13 protein-coding genes are annotated in these 13,659 nt (G+C 71.7%); 10 read left to right on the forward strand and 3 right to left on the reverse strand.

Features of this window, described 5'->3' with window-relative positions:
* The first annotated feature begins 2,204 nt into the window (after positions 1–2,204).
* Positions 2,205–2,936 carry a MerR family transcriptional regulator gene (locus ETD96_RS29425; RefSeq protein ID WP_138639750.1) on the forward strand — a complete coding sequence of 244 codons (732 nt, stop codon included), beginning with the start codon at positions 2,205–2,207 and terminating at the stop codon, positions 2,934–2,936.
* Positions 2,930–3,769: a hypothetical protein gene (locus ETD96_RS29430; RefSeq protein ID WP_205719509.1), complete on the forward strand. Its 840-nt coding sequence runs from the start codon at positions 2,930–2,932 to the stop codon at positions 3,767–3,769. Before ETD96_RS29425 ends, ETD96_RS29430 begins: the two co-directional genes overlap by 7 nt.
* 134 nt (positions 3,770–3,903) lie before the next feature.
* Here ETD96_RS29430 and ETD96_RS29435 read toward each other — a convergent pair whose 3' ends face one another.
* A complete protein-coding gene (locus tag ETD96_RS29435; RefSeq protein ID WP_138639751.1) occupies positions 3,904–4,434 on the reverse strand; it encodes a TetR/AcrR family transcriptional regulator in 531 nt (176 codons plus the stop codon).
* A 76-nt stretch (positions 4,435–4,510) separates the two neighbouring features.
* Between ETD96_RS29435 and ETD96_RS29440 the strand changes: the two genes are divergently transcribed.
* The gene (locus ETD96_RS29440) at positions 4,511–5,308 is read left to right on the forward strand and encodes an NAD(P)H-binding protein (protein ID WP_138639752.1); all 798 of its coding nucleotides are present in this window, start codon (positions 4,511–4,513) and stop codon (positions 5,306–5,308) included.
* A 152-nt stretch (positions 5,309–5,460) separates the two neighbouring features.
* On the forward strand, positions 5,461–5,835 hold the full coding sequence (locus tag ETD96_RS29445) for a VOC family protein (RefSeq protein WP_138639753.1): 375 nt from the start codon (positions 5,461–5,463) through the stop codon (positions 5,833–5,835).
* A gap of 90 nt (positions 5,836–5,925) precedes the next feature.
* Here the strand turns inward: ETD96_RS29445 and aceE are convergent, their stop codons facing one another.
* On the reverse strand, positions 5,926–8,706 hold the full coding sequence (aceE, locus tag ETD96_RS29450; protein WP_138639754.1) for a pyruvate dehydrogenase (acetyl-transferring), homodimeric type: 2,781 nt from the start codon (positions 8,704–8,706) through the stop codon (positions 5,926–5,928).
* Positions 8,707–9,026: 320 nt separating this feature from the next.
* Here aceE and ETD96_RS29455 point away from each other — a divergent pair, with 320 nt between their 5' ends.
* From ETD96_RS29455 to ETD96_RS29480, 6 genes are all read left to right on the forward strand, one after another.
* The gene (locus ETD96_RS29455; RefSeq protein ID WP_138639755.1) at positions 9,027–9,224 is read left to right on the forward strand and encodes a DUF1918 domain-containing protein; all 198 of its coding nucleotides are present in this window, start codon (positions 9,027–9,029) and stop codon (positions 9,222–9,224) included.
* Positions 9,225–9,297: 73 nt separating this feature from the next.
* On the forward strand, positions 9,298–9,705 hold the full coding sequence (locus ETD96_RS29460) for a YjbQ family protein (protein WP_138639756.1): 408 nt from the start codon (positions 9,298–9,300) through the stop codon (positions 9,703–9,705).
* A 191-nt stretch (positions 9,706–9,896) separates the two neighbouring features.
* Entirely contained in the window at positions 9,897–10,325 is a 429-nt protein-coding gene (locus ETD96_RS29465) for a DUF3052 domain-containing protein (protein WP_138639757.1), read from the forward strand.
* Positions 10,326–10,340: 15 nt separating this feature from the next.
* The gene (locus ETD96_RS29470) at positions 10,341–10,862 is read left to right on the forward strand and encodes a peroxiredoxin (protein ID WP_240808317.1); all 522 of its coding nucleotides are present in this window, start codon (positions 10,341–10,343) and stop codon (positions 10,860–10,862) included.
* A gap of 70 nt (positions 10,863–10,932) precedes the next feature.
* Positions 10,933–11,325 carry a hypothetical protein gene (locus ETD96_RS29475; RefSeq protein ID WP_138639758.1) on the forward strand — a complete coding sequence of 131 codons (393 nt, stop codon included), beginning with the start codon at positions 10,933–10,935 and terminating at the stop codon, positions 11,323–11,325.
* Between the two features lie 103 nt (positions 11,326–11,428).
* Entirely contained in the window at positions 11,429–12,487 is a 1,059-nt protein-coding gene (locus ETD96_RS29480; RefSeq protein WP_171069291.1) for an ion channel, read from the forward strand.
* Between the two features lie 144 nt (positions 12,488–12,631).
* On the opposite strand, the gene ETD96_RS29485 is transcribed toward ETD96_RS29480, so the two are convergent.
* Positions 12,632–13,582, reverse strand: coding sequence for a phosphoribulokinase (locus tag ETD96_RS29485; RefSeq protein ID WP_138639762.1), 951 nt, complete (start codon positions 13,580–13,582; stop codon positions 12,632–12,634).
* Positions 13,583–13,659 lie beyond the last annotated feature (77 nt).

Consider the following 13,659-nt stretch of genomic DNA (forward strand, 5'->3'; position numbering starts at 1 on the left):
CTCTCGAGGTCGTGTGACCACAGGCCGCGCTTGCACCGACCGCTCTACCCTCGCGGGTCCGGGGCGTCCGCCACCTTGGTTCAAGGCCGTGCACCCGCGCCCCGGACTCAGGCCCGGCTTGTCGGCACGGGCGCTGGGGTCGATGGGCTCAGCTTGGGTGCCTATCGCGCGGGCCGAAGGCTGCGTGACCGTAGGTGCGTGCCCATGCGGGCAGCTCCACCTATGAGGGGCCGGTGGCATCCTTGCCCCCAAGCGTCCGCCTTCCTGGCTCCAGGCTGCGTGACCGCACATCCGCGCCCCGGACCCGGGCCCGGCTCGTCGGCGCGTGCGCTGGTGGGCTCGGCTTAGTGCCTATCGTGCGCGCTGAAGGCTGTGTGACTGTAGGTTCGTGCCCGCGCCAGCCGTTCCACCGATGAGGGGCCGGTGGCATCCGCGCTCTGGGCGCCCGTCCGTCCTGGCTCCAGTCCGCATGATCACGCGTCCCAGCCACAGGCCGGCCGCCCTGCCGGTGCGGGTTAGGGTTTGGCGGGCCCGGTTTGGCTGCCTTCCGTACGGGCCGAAGGTTGCGTGACCGCAGGTTCGTGTCCGTGCTGATCGGACCATCCACGCGGGTCCGGCGGCACGCTCGCCCCGGCCGCCCACCACCTCGGCCCCGGACCGCAGTATCACGCACCCGCGCCTCGGCTCCAGGCCCCGTCAGTGAGTGGCGGGGTTTGTGGCCCGGCTTGGCCGTCTGCCGTGCGGGCTGAAGAGGTGCGTGACCACAGATCCATGCCCGCCTCGGCCGCTCCTCCTGCGCGGGCCTGATGACACCCTCGCCCGGGTGTCTGCGGCCTTGGTCCCAGGCCGCGTGATCAGGCATCCGCGCCCCGACCCCAGGCCCGTCCCATTGGCGCGGACGCTGGGGCCGGTGGCTCAGCCTGGCCGCCTATCGCGCGCTGAAGGCTGCGTGACAGCAGGGCTGTGCCCGCGCCAGCCGCTCCATCCGTGCGGGTCCGGTGGCATCCTCGCTTGGGGCGTCCGCCGCCCTGCCTCCAGTCCGCGCGATCACGCACCCGCGGCCCAAGCCTGGCCGACTGTCGGTGCGGGTTTGGGGTTCGTGGGCCCGGCTTGGCTGTCTTCCGTGCTTGAGTGACCGCAGGTTCGTGTTCGTGCCGATCGTTCCACCCACGCGTGTCCGGCGGCACGCTCGCCCCGGCCGCCCACCACCTTGGCTTGGGCCGTATGACCGCGCACCCACGCCCTGGCCCCAGGCCGGTCCCATGGGCGCTGGTCTGGGGTTTGTGGGCCTGGCCTGGCCCACCGTGCGGGCCAAAGGTTGCGTGACCGCAGGCCCGCGTCCGCATCGGCTGTTCCTCTCGCGTGGGGCGAGGCACCACTTTTTCCCAGGGCGCCCGTCACCTTGGCTCAGGCCGCATGACTGTGCCCCGCGCCCCGAACTCAGGGCCGTCCCATTGGCGAGGGTGTTGGAGGCGGTGGGTTCAGCCTGGCCGCTGGTGGGCGGGCTGAACCTTGAGTGACTGCAGGTCCGCGTCCGCATCGGCCGCTCCTCCCTCGCGGGCCTGGGGCACCCTTGCCCCGGGCGTCTGCCGTCCTGGTCCCAGGTCGCCTGATCGCGCATCCGCGCCCGGATCCAGGCCCGGCTCGTCGGCGTGGGCGCTGGGGATTGGTGGGCTCAGCCTGGCCGCTTATCGCGCGCGCTGAGGTGTCTGACTGCAGGTCCGGGCCCGCGTCGGCTGTCCTCCCTCGCAGGTCCGATGGCACCCTCGCCCCGGCGCCCGCTGTCCTGGCTCCGGTTCGCGTGATCACGCACCCGCGTCCCAGACCCAGGCTTGCCCGATTGGCGCAGGTTTGGGGTTTGTGGGCCCGGCTTGGCTGTCTACTGTGCGGGCTCAGGGTTGCGTGGCCGCAGGCCCGCGTCGGCGCTGGTCGCTGCGCCTACGCGGGGCCAATGGCGCCTCGCCGCTGGGGGTCGCCGTCTTGGACGTAGGCCGCGTGATCGGCAGGCGCCACAGCTGGCCGCTGAGGCTGCTCACCAACTCACCCAGCGACCCGAGGACGCGCCGGGCCTGCCGACTATGTCGGAGAGCTCGGTTTTGGGCCCTGGTGCGCTGACCTGCGTCGGTGTGCTGAGGGCGGGCGGATCGCCGGGAGGGTGTCGGCGTGGTTGACCTTGACGTTGCGTCAACGTTTGTAATGGGGCCATGCGAATCGGTGAACTCGCCGCGCTGGTCGGAGTTTCGACCAGGACCGTGCGGCACTACCACCATCTCGGCCTGCTGCCGGAGCCTGAGCGGCTCGCCAACGGCTATCGGGAGTACCGGCTGCGGGACGCGGTGGCGCTCGCGCGGGTTCGGAGGCTCGTGGAGCTCGGGCTGGCGCTGGACGAGATTCGGGACGTCCTCGCCGATGAGCGCGGGCGTGACCTGCGGGAGGTGCTGCTCGAACTCGACGCCGACCTGGCGCGGCAGCAGGAGGCCATCGGGGCGCGGCGGGCCCGGCTCGCCGGGCTGCTGGAAGAGGCGGAGCTGCGGCCCGATTCGGCCGTCTCGCCCGAGATGGCGGACGTCCTGCGAGACCTGCCGCGAGGGTCGCGGTTCGCCGAGTTCGACCGGGAGCTGCTCGCGCTCGTCGACACGGCGGTCGGGGAAGGGGAGCGGGCCTGGTTCGCCGGGATGATGCGGTCCTTCACCGGTCCCGAGGCGCGCGAACGCATCGCCGGGACCTACGCGCGGCTGGATGAGATCGCGGACGCCCCGCCGGACGATCCGCGCGTCGCCGAGATCGCCGAGGACCTGGCCGACCAGATCCCGGAAGAGATGGCGGCGCTGATGGCGCGGCAACGGCTGGACGGCGCATGGCTGGAGGAGATGGCGCCCGCTCAGCGCGAGGTGTTCAAGCAACTGGTGACGATCCTGAAGGAGCGGACATGCTGAGGGTCGCCCGCGCTGCACTGTTCGTGGCGGCGCCTGCCGAGCTGGTCGTCCTGGTGTTGGCTGCGTCGGGTGTCCCGGTGCCCGGTCCGGTGGTCACGGTCGTGAAGGTGATCGTGGCGCTGATGCTTCTCTTGCAGCTTGTCGCCGCAGGCCAGTTGGTCGCCGAGGCGCGGCGGGGCGGCGCCGATTGGCCAGCCGCGTTTCGGGGCGTCGGACGCCTGGTGCCCGAGAGGCTGCGCAGGATCGTGGCGTTCGACGCGAAAGGCATGGTCAGCCTGGTGCTGCTCGTCGCGCGCCGGAGGCATGGGGTGCCGCAGGGCACGGTCGGCGTCCCGTATTCGGGTGCGCAGCTCGGCCTTCAGGCGGGGTTCCTCTTCGCGATGGTCGTCGAGGTCGTGGGCGTGGAGCTGCTGCTGCGGGCCATCGACGCTCCCGAGGGGTTGCGGGTGGCCTTCCTGGTGATCGATCTGTATTCGATCCTGATCGTGCTGGCGGTCATCGCGGCGTGCGTGACGCGGCCGCATGTGCTGTCGGACGAGGAACTGCGCGTCCGGTACGGGGCGTTCTTCGACCTGCGCATCCCCCGCGCGCAGATCTCCTCGCTGCGGATCGTCCGGAACTACAACGAGAGCGGCATGGTCAAGGTGCTGGACGACCGGCTCGCGGTGGCGGTGGCGTCCCAGACGAACGTGGTGGTCGAGTTGCGTGAGCCGATCCAGGTCGTCCGGCCTCTGGGGCGGCGGGCCGACGTCCGGACGGTCCGCTTCTTCGCCGACGACCCGGCGCCGCTCATGGACGCTCGTCCGGCCGTCCCGGGACGAGTTGGGGGATGAGCAGGCGTGCGGCGGCTGCGGCGAGGGTGGCCTGCGTCGTAGTCGCCGTCCGTGCCGAGGATGGGGCGCCGATGACTGCGCTCAGCCGGTGTGTCTGGGTGACGCCCGCTGGTCCGCCGGGTGGTCCGCCCCGGTCACCTACTGGGGTGGCCGGGGTGTCGCCGGTCTAGGCCGTCGAGGATGAGGGGCAGGAAGCGCTCCGGGATGATGCCCGGGTGGCAGGCGAACACGCTGAGCAACTCCATGAGGTCGTCGGTGCCGACGTCTGAACGCATCGCACCGTCCGCCTGCGCCTGCCGCACCAATTCATCGACTCGCTGCACGAGCGACTGCCTCGCCTCCGGCGTGGACGTCCCGGCCAGCGCGGCCGCGATGGCGCCGCGACCCTTCTCCACGCTGTAGAGGACGAAGGCGCGAATGGCCGACCACGCGTCAGGTTCGGCCGCCACGGTGCGGTCGAGGTCGTCCATGAGCTCGTGGACGTACTGCTCCGCGAGGGCGGCGAGCAGCACCCCGCGGTCGGGAAAGCGGCGGTAGAGCGTGCCGACGCCGACGCCGGCGCGGCGGGCGATCAGCTCCATCGGGGCATCCGCGCCGCGCTCGGCCACCGCGTCGCGTGCGGCCTCCAGGATCTTGTCCCGGTTGCGGCGGGCATCGGCGCGCATCGGACTCCCTCGAACTGGACGACAGGCTTCCGCTTAGTCTATAACCGGAATCCGACATTCCGCTTAGGGGGTTGCGATGATCGTGGTGACGGGTGCGACGGGCACGATCGGGCGTGCGCTGATCGAGGAGCTCGGCGGCGCGGCGCGAGCCGTGGTGCGGCGCGCGGAGCAGGGCGAGGAACTGGGCTGCGACTACGTGGTCGGCGACCTGGAGCGGCCGACGAGCATCCCGCTCGAACCGGGTGACAGGCTCTTTCTCAACAGTGGGCTGTGGCCGGGTTTCGTGCGCGCGCACAAGGCGGTCATCGACCACGCGAGGGCCGCGGACGTTGCGCAGGTGGTGACCGTCTCCGTGCGCGGCGTGTCGTCGGCGAGCCTGCTCGGGTTCGGCATGCACGGGCAGGTCGACGCGCATCTCAAGGCGTCGGGGGTGCCGTGGTCGATCCTGGCGCCGGTCGGCTTCATGCAGAACCTCGCGGGCGACGTCGACGAGGAGGGACGGATCTTCGGCTCGTACGGCAGAGGCAAGGTCGGCTACATCGACGCGCGCGACATCGCGGCGGTCGCGGCCGCGTTGCTCACGCGCCCCGTCGGGGCCGACGCCACGTACGAGCTCACCGGGCCGGTGGCGCCCACCCATGACGAGGTCGCCGCCGAACTCACCCGGGCATTCGGCCGGCCCGTGCGTTACGTGGACCTGACGGTCGAGGAGGCCGCCGTCCACCTGGAGAAGCGCGGCATGCCCGCCCAAGCGGCCCGTGACCTGGCCGAACTCATGTCGCAGATCGGCGACGGACGCTGGGCGAGCGCCACCACGACCGTGGCCGACATCCTGGGCCGCGAACCCCGTTCGCTACGAGAGTTCCTCGCATAGGGCTGTGCAGGGACGAGGCATGGGTTCCGGACGGACGAGTGATCGCACCATCGTGTGGGCTCGGTTCCGTGCGGAATCCTTCCCGCAAACACCGACAGGGGGTTGTCGCGAGGCTCCGGGACGCTCGTGCCAGCGTTCGAAGGAGGAGATCGATGAGCGTTCCCGCGTTCAACACCGTCACGTGGTTCCAGGTCGGCACCGACGCGCCGGAGGAGGCCCGCCGCTTCTACGGCGACATGTTCGGCTGGCAGTTCACGCTCGACCCGGACGCCGACGGCTACGACCTGGTCAGGTACCCGGGGGCCGACGCGCCGAGCGGCGGCATCTCGCACGAGCCGGACGCCTCCCGCAACCACGCGATGTTCCTGGTTCTGGTGGAGGACGTCGAGGCCGCCTGCGAGCAGACGGTGAAGTGCGGCGGCAAGGTCGCCATGCCCGCGCTGACCACGGTCAGCGGCCTGACGTTCGCCTACCTGCAGGACCCGTCCGGCAACACGTTCGGCGTCTTCACGCCCCCGGCCGGCTGACCTGGGAACGCGAAGGGCCCCGAGGCGAACCCTCGGGGCCCTTCCGGCGATTGCGGCCTACACCTCCGCAATCACCGTGTCATGCGGTGATCAGGCGTCTCCGCCGGTGTTGCTCTCGCGGCTGCCCACGCCGCCTGCGAAGACGTCGCTCACCTCGGCGTTGAGGCGGTAGCGCTCGATCGCCTGGGGGAGGGCCTCCGGTTTGATGTCGCCGTGCCTTGCCAGCCTCGTCAGGACCGCGAGGACGATCGACGCGGCGTCCACGTGGAAGAAGCGGCGGGCGGCGGCGCGGGTGTCGGAGAAGCCGAACCCGTCGGTGCCGAGGGACGTGAAGTCGCCGTGCACCCAGGGGGCGATCTGGTCGGGTACGGCGCGGGTGAAGTCCGATACCGCGACGATCGGCCCGGCGACGTTGTCGAGGGTGCGGGTGACGTACGGGACGCGCTGCTCGGCCTCGGGGTTGAGCAGGTTCCACTCGTCGCAGGCGCGGGCCTCGCGGGCCAGTTCGTTCCACGAGGTGGCCGACCACACGTCGGCGGCGACGCCCCAGTCCTCGGCGAGGAGGCGCTGGGCCTCCAGGGCCCACCGGCCGCCGACGCCCGACGCGAGGATGTTCGCGCGCGGCGCCTCGGCGTTGGCCGGCTCCGCCGCCCGGTAGCGGTAGAGGCCCTTGAGGAGGCCGTCGACGTCGAGGTCCTCCGGTTCGGCGGGCTGCTGGTACGGCTCGTTGTAGACGGTGAGGTAGTAGAAGACGTCCTCGCCGTTGGGGTGTTCGTCGGACGAGCCGTACATGCGGCGCAGGGCGTCCCGGACGATGTGGCCGAGTTCGAAGCCCCACGTCGGGTCGTAGTGGACGCAGGCGGGGTTCGACGCGGCGAGCAGCGGGGAGTGGCCGTCGGCGTGCTGGAGGCCCTCTCCGGTGAGCGTGGTGCGGCCGGCGGTGGCGCCGAGGAGGAACCCGCGGCCCATCTGGTCGCCGAACGCCCACATCTGGTCGCCGGTCCGCTGGAACCCGAACATCGAGTAGAAGATGTAGACGGGGATCATGTGCTCGCCGTGGGTGGCGTACGCGGTGCCCGCGGCGATGGTGGATGCCATCGACCCGGCCTCGCTGATGCCCTCGTGGAGCATCTGGCCGCTTTCGGCCTCCTTGTAGGAGAGGAGGAGCTTGCGGTCCACGGCCTCGTAGGTCTGCCCGTGCGGCGAGTAGATCTTGGACGTGGGGAACAGCGAGTCCATGCCGAACGTGCGGTACTCGTCCGGGGCGATCGGGACGAACCGGGCGCCGATGTTCTCGTCCTTGATCAGGTCCTTGAGCAGCCGGACGAACGCCATGGTGGTGGCGACGTTCTGCTTGCCGGAGCCCTTCTTCATCTCGCTGTAGACGGGGTCGCCCGGCAGCTTGAGCGGCTTGGCGCGGACGACGCGCTTCGGCAGGAAGCCGCCGAGCGCGGCGCGGCGCTCGCGCATGTACTGGATCTCGTCGGAGTCCTCGCCCGGGTGGTAGTAGGGCGGCAGCGGCTCCTCCAGCGCCGAGTCGGGGATGTCCAGGTAGAGCCGGTCCCGGAACTCCTTCAGCTCGGCCTTGGTGAGCTTCTTCATCTGGTGGGTGGCGTTGCGGGCCTCGAAGTCGGAGCCGAGCGTCCAGCCCTTGATCGTGTGCGCGAGGATCACGGTCGGCTGGCCGACGTGCTCGCGGGCCGCCTTGAACGCCGCGTACACCTTGCGGTAGTCGTGCCCGCCGCGCGACAGCTTGCGCAGCTCGTCGTCCGACAGGTGCTGGACGATCCGGCGCAGCCGCGGGTCGGCGCCGAAGAACTTCTCCCGGATGTACTCGCCGGACTCGACGCTGAACGTCTGGAACTGGCCGTCGGGCGTGGTGTTCATCTGGTTGACCAGCACGCCGTCGACGTCCTGTGCGAGCAGCGGGTCCCAGTCGCGGCCCCAGATGACCTTGATGACGTTCCAGCCGGCGCCGCGGAAGAACGACTCCAGCTCCTGGATGATCTTGCCGTTGCCGCGCACCGGGCCGTCGAGCTGCTGCAGGTTGCAGTTGACGACGAAGGTGAGGTTGTCGAGCTCCTCGCGGGCGGCGAGGCCGATGGCGCCGAGCGACTCCGGCTCGCCCATCTCGCCGTCGCCGAGGAACGCCCACACGTGCGAGCGGGACGTGTCCTTGATCTTGCGGTTGTAGAGGTAGCGGTTGAACCGCGCCTGGTACACCGAGTCGATCGCGGTCAGGCCCATGGACACCGTGGGGAACTCCCAGAAGTCCGGCATGAGCCGCGGGTGCGGGTAGGACGACAGGCCGCCGCCCGGGTGCGAGTGCTCCTGGCGGAACCCGTCGAGCTTGTCCTCGGGGAGGCGCCCTTCGAGGAAGGCGCGGGCGTAGATGCCGGGGGCGGCGTGCCCCTGGATGAACACCTGGTCGCCGGACTCGCCGTGGTCCTTGCCGCGGAAGAAGTGGTTGAAGCCGACCTCGTAGAGGGAGGCGGCGGAGGCGTAGGTGGCGATGTGCCCGCCGACGCCGAGTTCGGGGCGGTTGGCGCGCGACACCATGATCGCGGCGTTCCACCGGATGTAGGCGCGGATGCGCCGTTCCACGTGCTCGTCGCCGGGGAACCAGGGTTCGTGCTCCGGCGGGATGGTGTTGATGAAGTCGGTGCTGCGCAGGCCGGGCACGCCGACCTGCAGCTCGCGGGCCCGCTCCAGGAGGCGGAGCATGACGTACCGCGCCCTGCCGCGGCCCTCGGTCTTGATGACCGTGTCCAGCGACTCCAGCCACTCCCGGGTTTCGTCCGGGTTGATGTCGGGCAGCTGGCTCGGCAGGCCGTCGCTGATGATCGAGAAGCGTTGACGTCCGGAAGCCACGGGGTCCCCTCTGTCCTTACCGTCTTTGCTGGTGAGACCCGTGGCCGCCGCTCGGGAGGCCACCGGTCCCCGGCAGACTGTCGGTCGCTCGTCTGGTGATCCCATCGTCGCCGTTCAGGACGGCTAACGCATCTCTACCCGCCGGTAACCATTTGCGCCGGTCAGCGGGGTGCCGTCCCGGGGACGGCGGCCCGATTTTGCGTGATTTATCGCGTCAGGGTGCGGGAAACGGGTGAGGCGGGGAACAACGCCAACAGGTGCCCGTCGCGGACCCGGCACGGCCCGCTCGGGCGGCGGGCGAACGAGCTTGGGGGAGAGCGATGTACGCACAGATCGGAGACCGGCTGCACGTCCACGGCAACGTCGTCGGGCAGCCCGACCGGATCGGTGAGATCGTCGAGGTGCGCGGCCGGGACGGCGGCCCGCCCTATCTGATCCGCTTCGACGACGGCCACACGCGCCTGGTGTACCCGGGGCCGGACGCCGTCGTCGAGCGGCGAGCGGAGGTGTTCCACTAGCGTCTCGGCCGGCCGGTGCGACACCGTGCGGCGCGGATGCGTCCGACGCCGCGGATCGGGTAGACACGGGACCATGGAGAGCACCGTGGTCCGGGTGGCCACCGGTACGAGCGAGACCGTGCACGACATCACGGCCGAATGCGAGCGGTTCGCCGCGCAGCAGGGCGGCGACGGGCTGCTGCACGTCTTCGTCCCGCACGCGACCGCCGGCGTGGCGATCCTGGAGCTGGGCGCGGGCAGCGACGACGACCTGCTGGCCGCCCTGGGCGACCTGCTGCCGGCGGACGACCGCTGGCGGCACGCGCACGGCTCGCCGGGGCACGGGCGGTCGCACGTCATGCCCGCCCTCGTCCCGCCGTACGCGACCCTGCCGGTCGTGGGCGGACGGCTCGCGCTCGGCACCTGGCAGTCGGTCGCCGTCGTCGACCTCAACGTGGACAACCCCGACCGCCAGGTCCGCTTGTCCTTCCTGAAGGGATGAGAAGGTCGCCGGGAAACGGGGAATCGGGCCAATGAGGCGACCAAAAGCCCGGAAGACACTTGCGCTGGAGGCCCTCACTTGTGTGGACTGTCCCGCAAACACCGCACAGGTGCGGGCGGGCCACCCGTCCCGGGGGGCCGGAATCGAGAGTGCACGGCACCGTGCGGACTGACGACAATGGGAGGACTTTCGTGAGCGCGACCGCGGGTCAGGCGCAGTCTGAGCGCAGCCTGGCCGAACGGCTCGGCCTGAAGGCGGGCCAGGTGGTGCAGGAGATCGGCTTCGACGACGACGTCGACGAGGAGCTTCGTCGCTCCGTCGAAGAACTCACGGGGAACGAACTGGTCGACGAGGACTACGAGGACGTGGTCGACATCGTGCTGCTGTGGTGGCGCGAGGAGGACGGCGACCTGTTCGAGGGCCTGACCGACGCGATGGTCCCGCTCACGAGCGGCGGCAACATCTGGCTCCTGACGCCCAAGGCGGGCCGGGACGGCCACGTGGAGCCGAGCGACATCGGCGAGGCCGCGCAGACGGCCGGGCTCTCGCAGACCAGCAGCGTCAGCGCCGCCAAGGAGTGGTCAGGCACGCGGCTGGTCGCGCCCAAGGTCCGCAAGTAGGCGGGGCGGTAGGACTTGTCGGTCAACGCGGACGGCACGGGCACGAGCCCGGGCGCCGTCGACGTGGGCGGTGTGGACGTGGGCGCCGAGGCGCCCGACTTCGAGCTGGCGGACCAGCACGGCACGCCGGTTCGGCTGTCGGGCTTCCGCGGCGAGAAGAACGTCGTCCTCGTGTTCTATCCGCTGGCGTTCAGCGGGGTGTGCACGGGGGAGCTGACCCGGCTCAGGGACGAGTTCAGGGACGCGGGCGACGGCGCCGGCGGTAGCGGCGCGCAGCTGCTGGCCGTCTCGGTCGACTCGATGTTCGCCCTGCGCGCCTGGTCGGACCAGGAGGGCTTCTGGTTCCCGCTGCTGTCGGACTTCTGGCCGCACGGCGGCACGGCGCGGCGCTACGGCGTCTTCGACGAGGCCAAGGGCCTGGCGCTGCGCGGCACCTTCATCATCGACACCGAGGGCGTGGTCCGGTGGCGGGTCGTGAACGCGATCCCGGACGCGCGCGACATCGACGAGTACCGCGAGGCGCTCGCCGGGCTCTGAGCAGACGGACCGGTCCCGGCCCGGCCGAGCGGGCCTGGCCGGAACCGGTCCCGGCACCCCTGGAGGTGTGATGCCCTGCTACCGCTGCGGGGCGCGGCAGACCGACCCCGTGCGCGGCGCGAGCCCGTGGAAGCGCGGTGTCAAGGCGGAGCGCCAGGTGCTGGTCTGCCCGAGCTGCCAGGCGGGCCGCGACTGGGCGGACGACCTGGACCGCTGCTCGGCGTGCGGGTCGGCGGCCCTGGTGTGCCGGCTCGGCGAGGTCGAGTGCCGCGACTGCGGGCACACCCGTCCCGCCGTCCGGGACGAGCCCGGGGACGCCGGCCTGGTGCGCTCCGGTGCCGACCTCGCGGGCGGTGCCGGCGGGCCGGGCGGTGCCGGTGCCGAGAGGCCGTCCGACGGCGGCCTGTCGGAGGAGGTTGCGGCGGCCCTGTCGCGCGTCCTGAAACGGGGCCCGGCGGTCTGACCTGGCGGCGCCGGGGCGGATGGCCGCGTCCGGTCGTCGGCACGCCCGGACTGTGACCGGTTTGCGCTTGACGTGGGGATTTGTCCGCTGCCACGCTGCGCGGATGCCGATCGTGCTCATGCGCCTGGTCACGCGGATCACCGGGCGGAGCTGGCGGGCGCCCGCGCTGGTGCTGCTCGCGGCGTTCCTGCTGGGCTGGCTGCTCATCGCGGTGTTCGAGGAGCCCGGCGCCGACATCAAGAAGCCGCACGAGTACCTCTGGTACTTCCTGGTCAGCGGCACCACCACCGGCTACGGGGACCTGGCCCCGGCCACCGCGGGCGGCCGGATCGGCGGCGTGATCATCATCGTCGCCGGGCTCACCGCGGGGCTCGTGATGTTCGCCGAGCTGACGCTCTGGATGGGGAAGGGCAGGACGATGCGGGCCAACGGCCAGGCGCGGCTGCACAAGCGCGACCATGTGGCGGTCATCGGCTACGAGCGCGAGGCGATGCGCGCGATCACCGGCCAGCTGCGCGCCGACCCCGCGTACGCCAAGACGCCGGTCGTCGTGCTGTTCTGGCCGGAGGAGCTGGCGGGCGAGAACCCCGACCCCGACCTCTACGACGTGGTCGCCAACGACGGCACCGCATACGAGCGGGCGTGCCTGGAGAAGGCCCGCACCGTGCTCGTGGTCGGCCGGTCCGACGACGAGACCGTCCGCGTCATGCTCGGCGTGTCGGCCTACCTGCGGCGGCACGGGGAGCCGCCCGTCCACCTGCTGGCCGGGCTGCGCGACGGCGGCCGCCGCGCCGAGATCACCGAGGCGCTGAACCTGGTCAGCGCCGACATCGAGCCGGTCGACATCGACGACCCGGCGGTGGTGGCGGACGCGATCCGCAACCCCGGCGTCGCCGCGATCCACCACAACCTCGCCAGCACGCTCGACTCCGACGGCACCCTCTACCGGGTGGACGTCCCCGAGGACGCCGGCGAGTGGTCCCGCGTGGACGTGGCGATCTTCCTGCTGCGGCGGGGCAGCACGCTGCTCGCGGTCGGCGAGTCGCACCGCCCCAATGCCCGGTTCCGGCTCACGGCCGAGCCGGACGAGCGGATCCGCGGCGGCCAGTCGCTCGCGGTCGTCGCGCCCGACCGCCCGGTCATTCCCTGGGCGGAGATCTGACGAGTGCCGGGAGGGCGCCCTGCGCGCCCGCTCGGGCGCCCTCCCGGCGGCCGCCTGCGCGCGGCCCGGGGCACAGGTCCGAAGCCCCGGGGCCTCCCCGCGCGCACGCGGAGCCTTCAGCCCGCCGTCCGCCGCCGCGCCACGCTACGCGGCCTGGCGGTGGTCGGCGTCGAGCAGGTGGTAGAGCAGCAGGAGCTGGGTGATCGCGAGCGGGTCGCTGGTCCCGGTGTCGCCGAGGCGGCCGAGCGCGTCCGGGTCGGGGAGCGCGGTGCCCGCGCGCGGCCCGAGCCGCTCCCAGATGGCCTTCTTGACGACCTGCGACTCCTCCGGCGAGACGTAGCCGTGGACGTGCAGGGCGTCGACGGGGCGGCCGTCGGTGTCGCGGTGCAGCCGCAGGTGCAGGGCGGTCTCGGTGTCGCCCGCGCCGCCGTCCAGGACGTCCGCCAGCTCCGGGTGGTCGATCGTCGGGCGCAGCAGCAGCTCGGCGGACAGCGGGGTGCCGGGCGGGTCGAGGCGCCCGGCGACGGGCGCGAACCGGACGACGATGTCGGCGTGCTTGCGCTGCGGACGGATGTAGGCGGCGCTCTCCGGCTCGCGGCGGGCCAGCTCGGCCATGACCTGCTCGGGGCTGTAGCCGCGCTTCTCGCAGTCGCGGCGGACCTTCCAGGAGTGGCGCAGGGGCTCGGGGGGGTCCAGGTAGACGGTGATGTCGAAGCAGGCCCGCGCCATCCGGGTGTGCAGCGGCAGCAGGCCCTCGACGATCACGAAGTCGCGGGGCTCGACCAGTTCCGGCCGGACGAGCTCGCCCGTGGAGTGGTCGTAGACCGGCTTGAGGATCGGCTCGCCCATCGACAGCAGCTGGAGGTGCTGCTCCATGACGTCGATGTGGTTGCAGTCGGGGTGCAGCGCCGTGAACGGCTTGCCGGCCCGTTCGGCGCGGTCGTAGCGGTGGTAGTCGTCCACGCAGACCGCGGTCATCCGGTCGGCCCCGAGACACTGCACAAGCCCCCTGGTCAGCGTCGTCTTGCCCGCCGCGCTGTCGCCCGCGATCGCGAGCATGACGGGGCGGCGGCCCGCTCCGCGCGCCCGGAGCATATGCACGATCCGATGGGGCACCTGGCTCCTCCGTCCTGCGGAATTCAGTTTTCGTACAGGAGAGTACGGGGCGGGGC

The organism is Actinomadura geliboluensis (assembly GCF_005889745.1).
GTDB lineage: Bacteria > Actinomycetota > Actinomycetes > Streptosporangiales > Streptosporangiaceae > Spirillospora > Spirillospora geliboluensis.

What these genes read in the sequence shown, in the direction of transcription:
- ETD96_RS29425 (WP_138639750.1), top strand. Translation starts at nt 2,205, where the DNA reads ATGCGAATCGGTGAACTCGCCGCGCTGGTCGGAGTTTCGACCAGGACC.
- ETD96_RS29430 (WP_205719509.1), top strand. Translation starts at nt 2,930, where the DNA reads ATGCTGAGGGTCGCCCGCGCTGCACTGTTCGTGGCGGCGCCTGCCGAG.
- ETD96_RS29435 (WP_138639751.1), bottom strand. Translation starts at nt 4,434, where the DNA reads ATGCGCGCCGATGCCCGCCGCAACCGGGACAAGATCCTGGAGGCCGCA.
- ETD96_RS29440 (WP_138639752.1), top strand. Translation starts at nt 4,511, where the DNA reads ATGATCGTGGTGACGGGTGCGACGGGCACGATCGGGCGTGCGCTGATC.
- ETD96_RS29445 (WP_138639753.1), top strand. Translation starts at nt 5,461, where the DNA reads ATGAGCGTTCCCGCGTTCAACACCGTCACGTGGTTCCAGGTCGGCACC.
- ETD96_RS29455 (WP_138639755.1), top strand. Translation starts at nt 9,027, where the DNA reads ATGTACGCACAGATCGGAGACCGGCTGCACGTCCACGGCAACGTCGTC.
- ETD96_RS29460 (WP_138639756.1), top strand. Translation starts at nt 9,298, where the DNA reads ATGGAGAGCACCGTGGTCCGGGTGGCCACCGGTACGAGCGAGACCGTG.
- ETD96_RS29475 (WP_138639758.1), top strand. Translation starts at nt 10,933, where the DNA reads ATGCCCTGCTACCGCTGCGGGGCGCGGCAGACCGACCCCGTGCGCGGC.
- ETD96_RS29480 (WP_171069291.1), top strand. Translation starts at nt 11,429, where the DNA reads ATGCCGATCGTGCTCATGCGCCTGGTCACGCGGATCACCGGGCGGAGC.
- ETD96_RS29485 (WP_138639762.1), bottom strand. Translation starts at nt 13,582, where the DNA reads ATGCTCCGGGCGCGCGGAGCGGGCCGCCGCCCCGTCATGCTCGCGATC.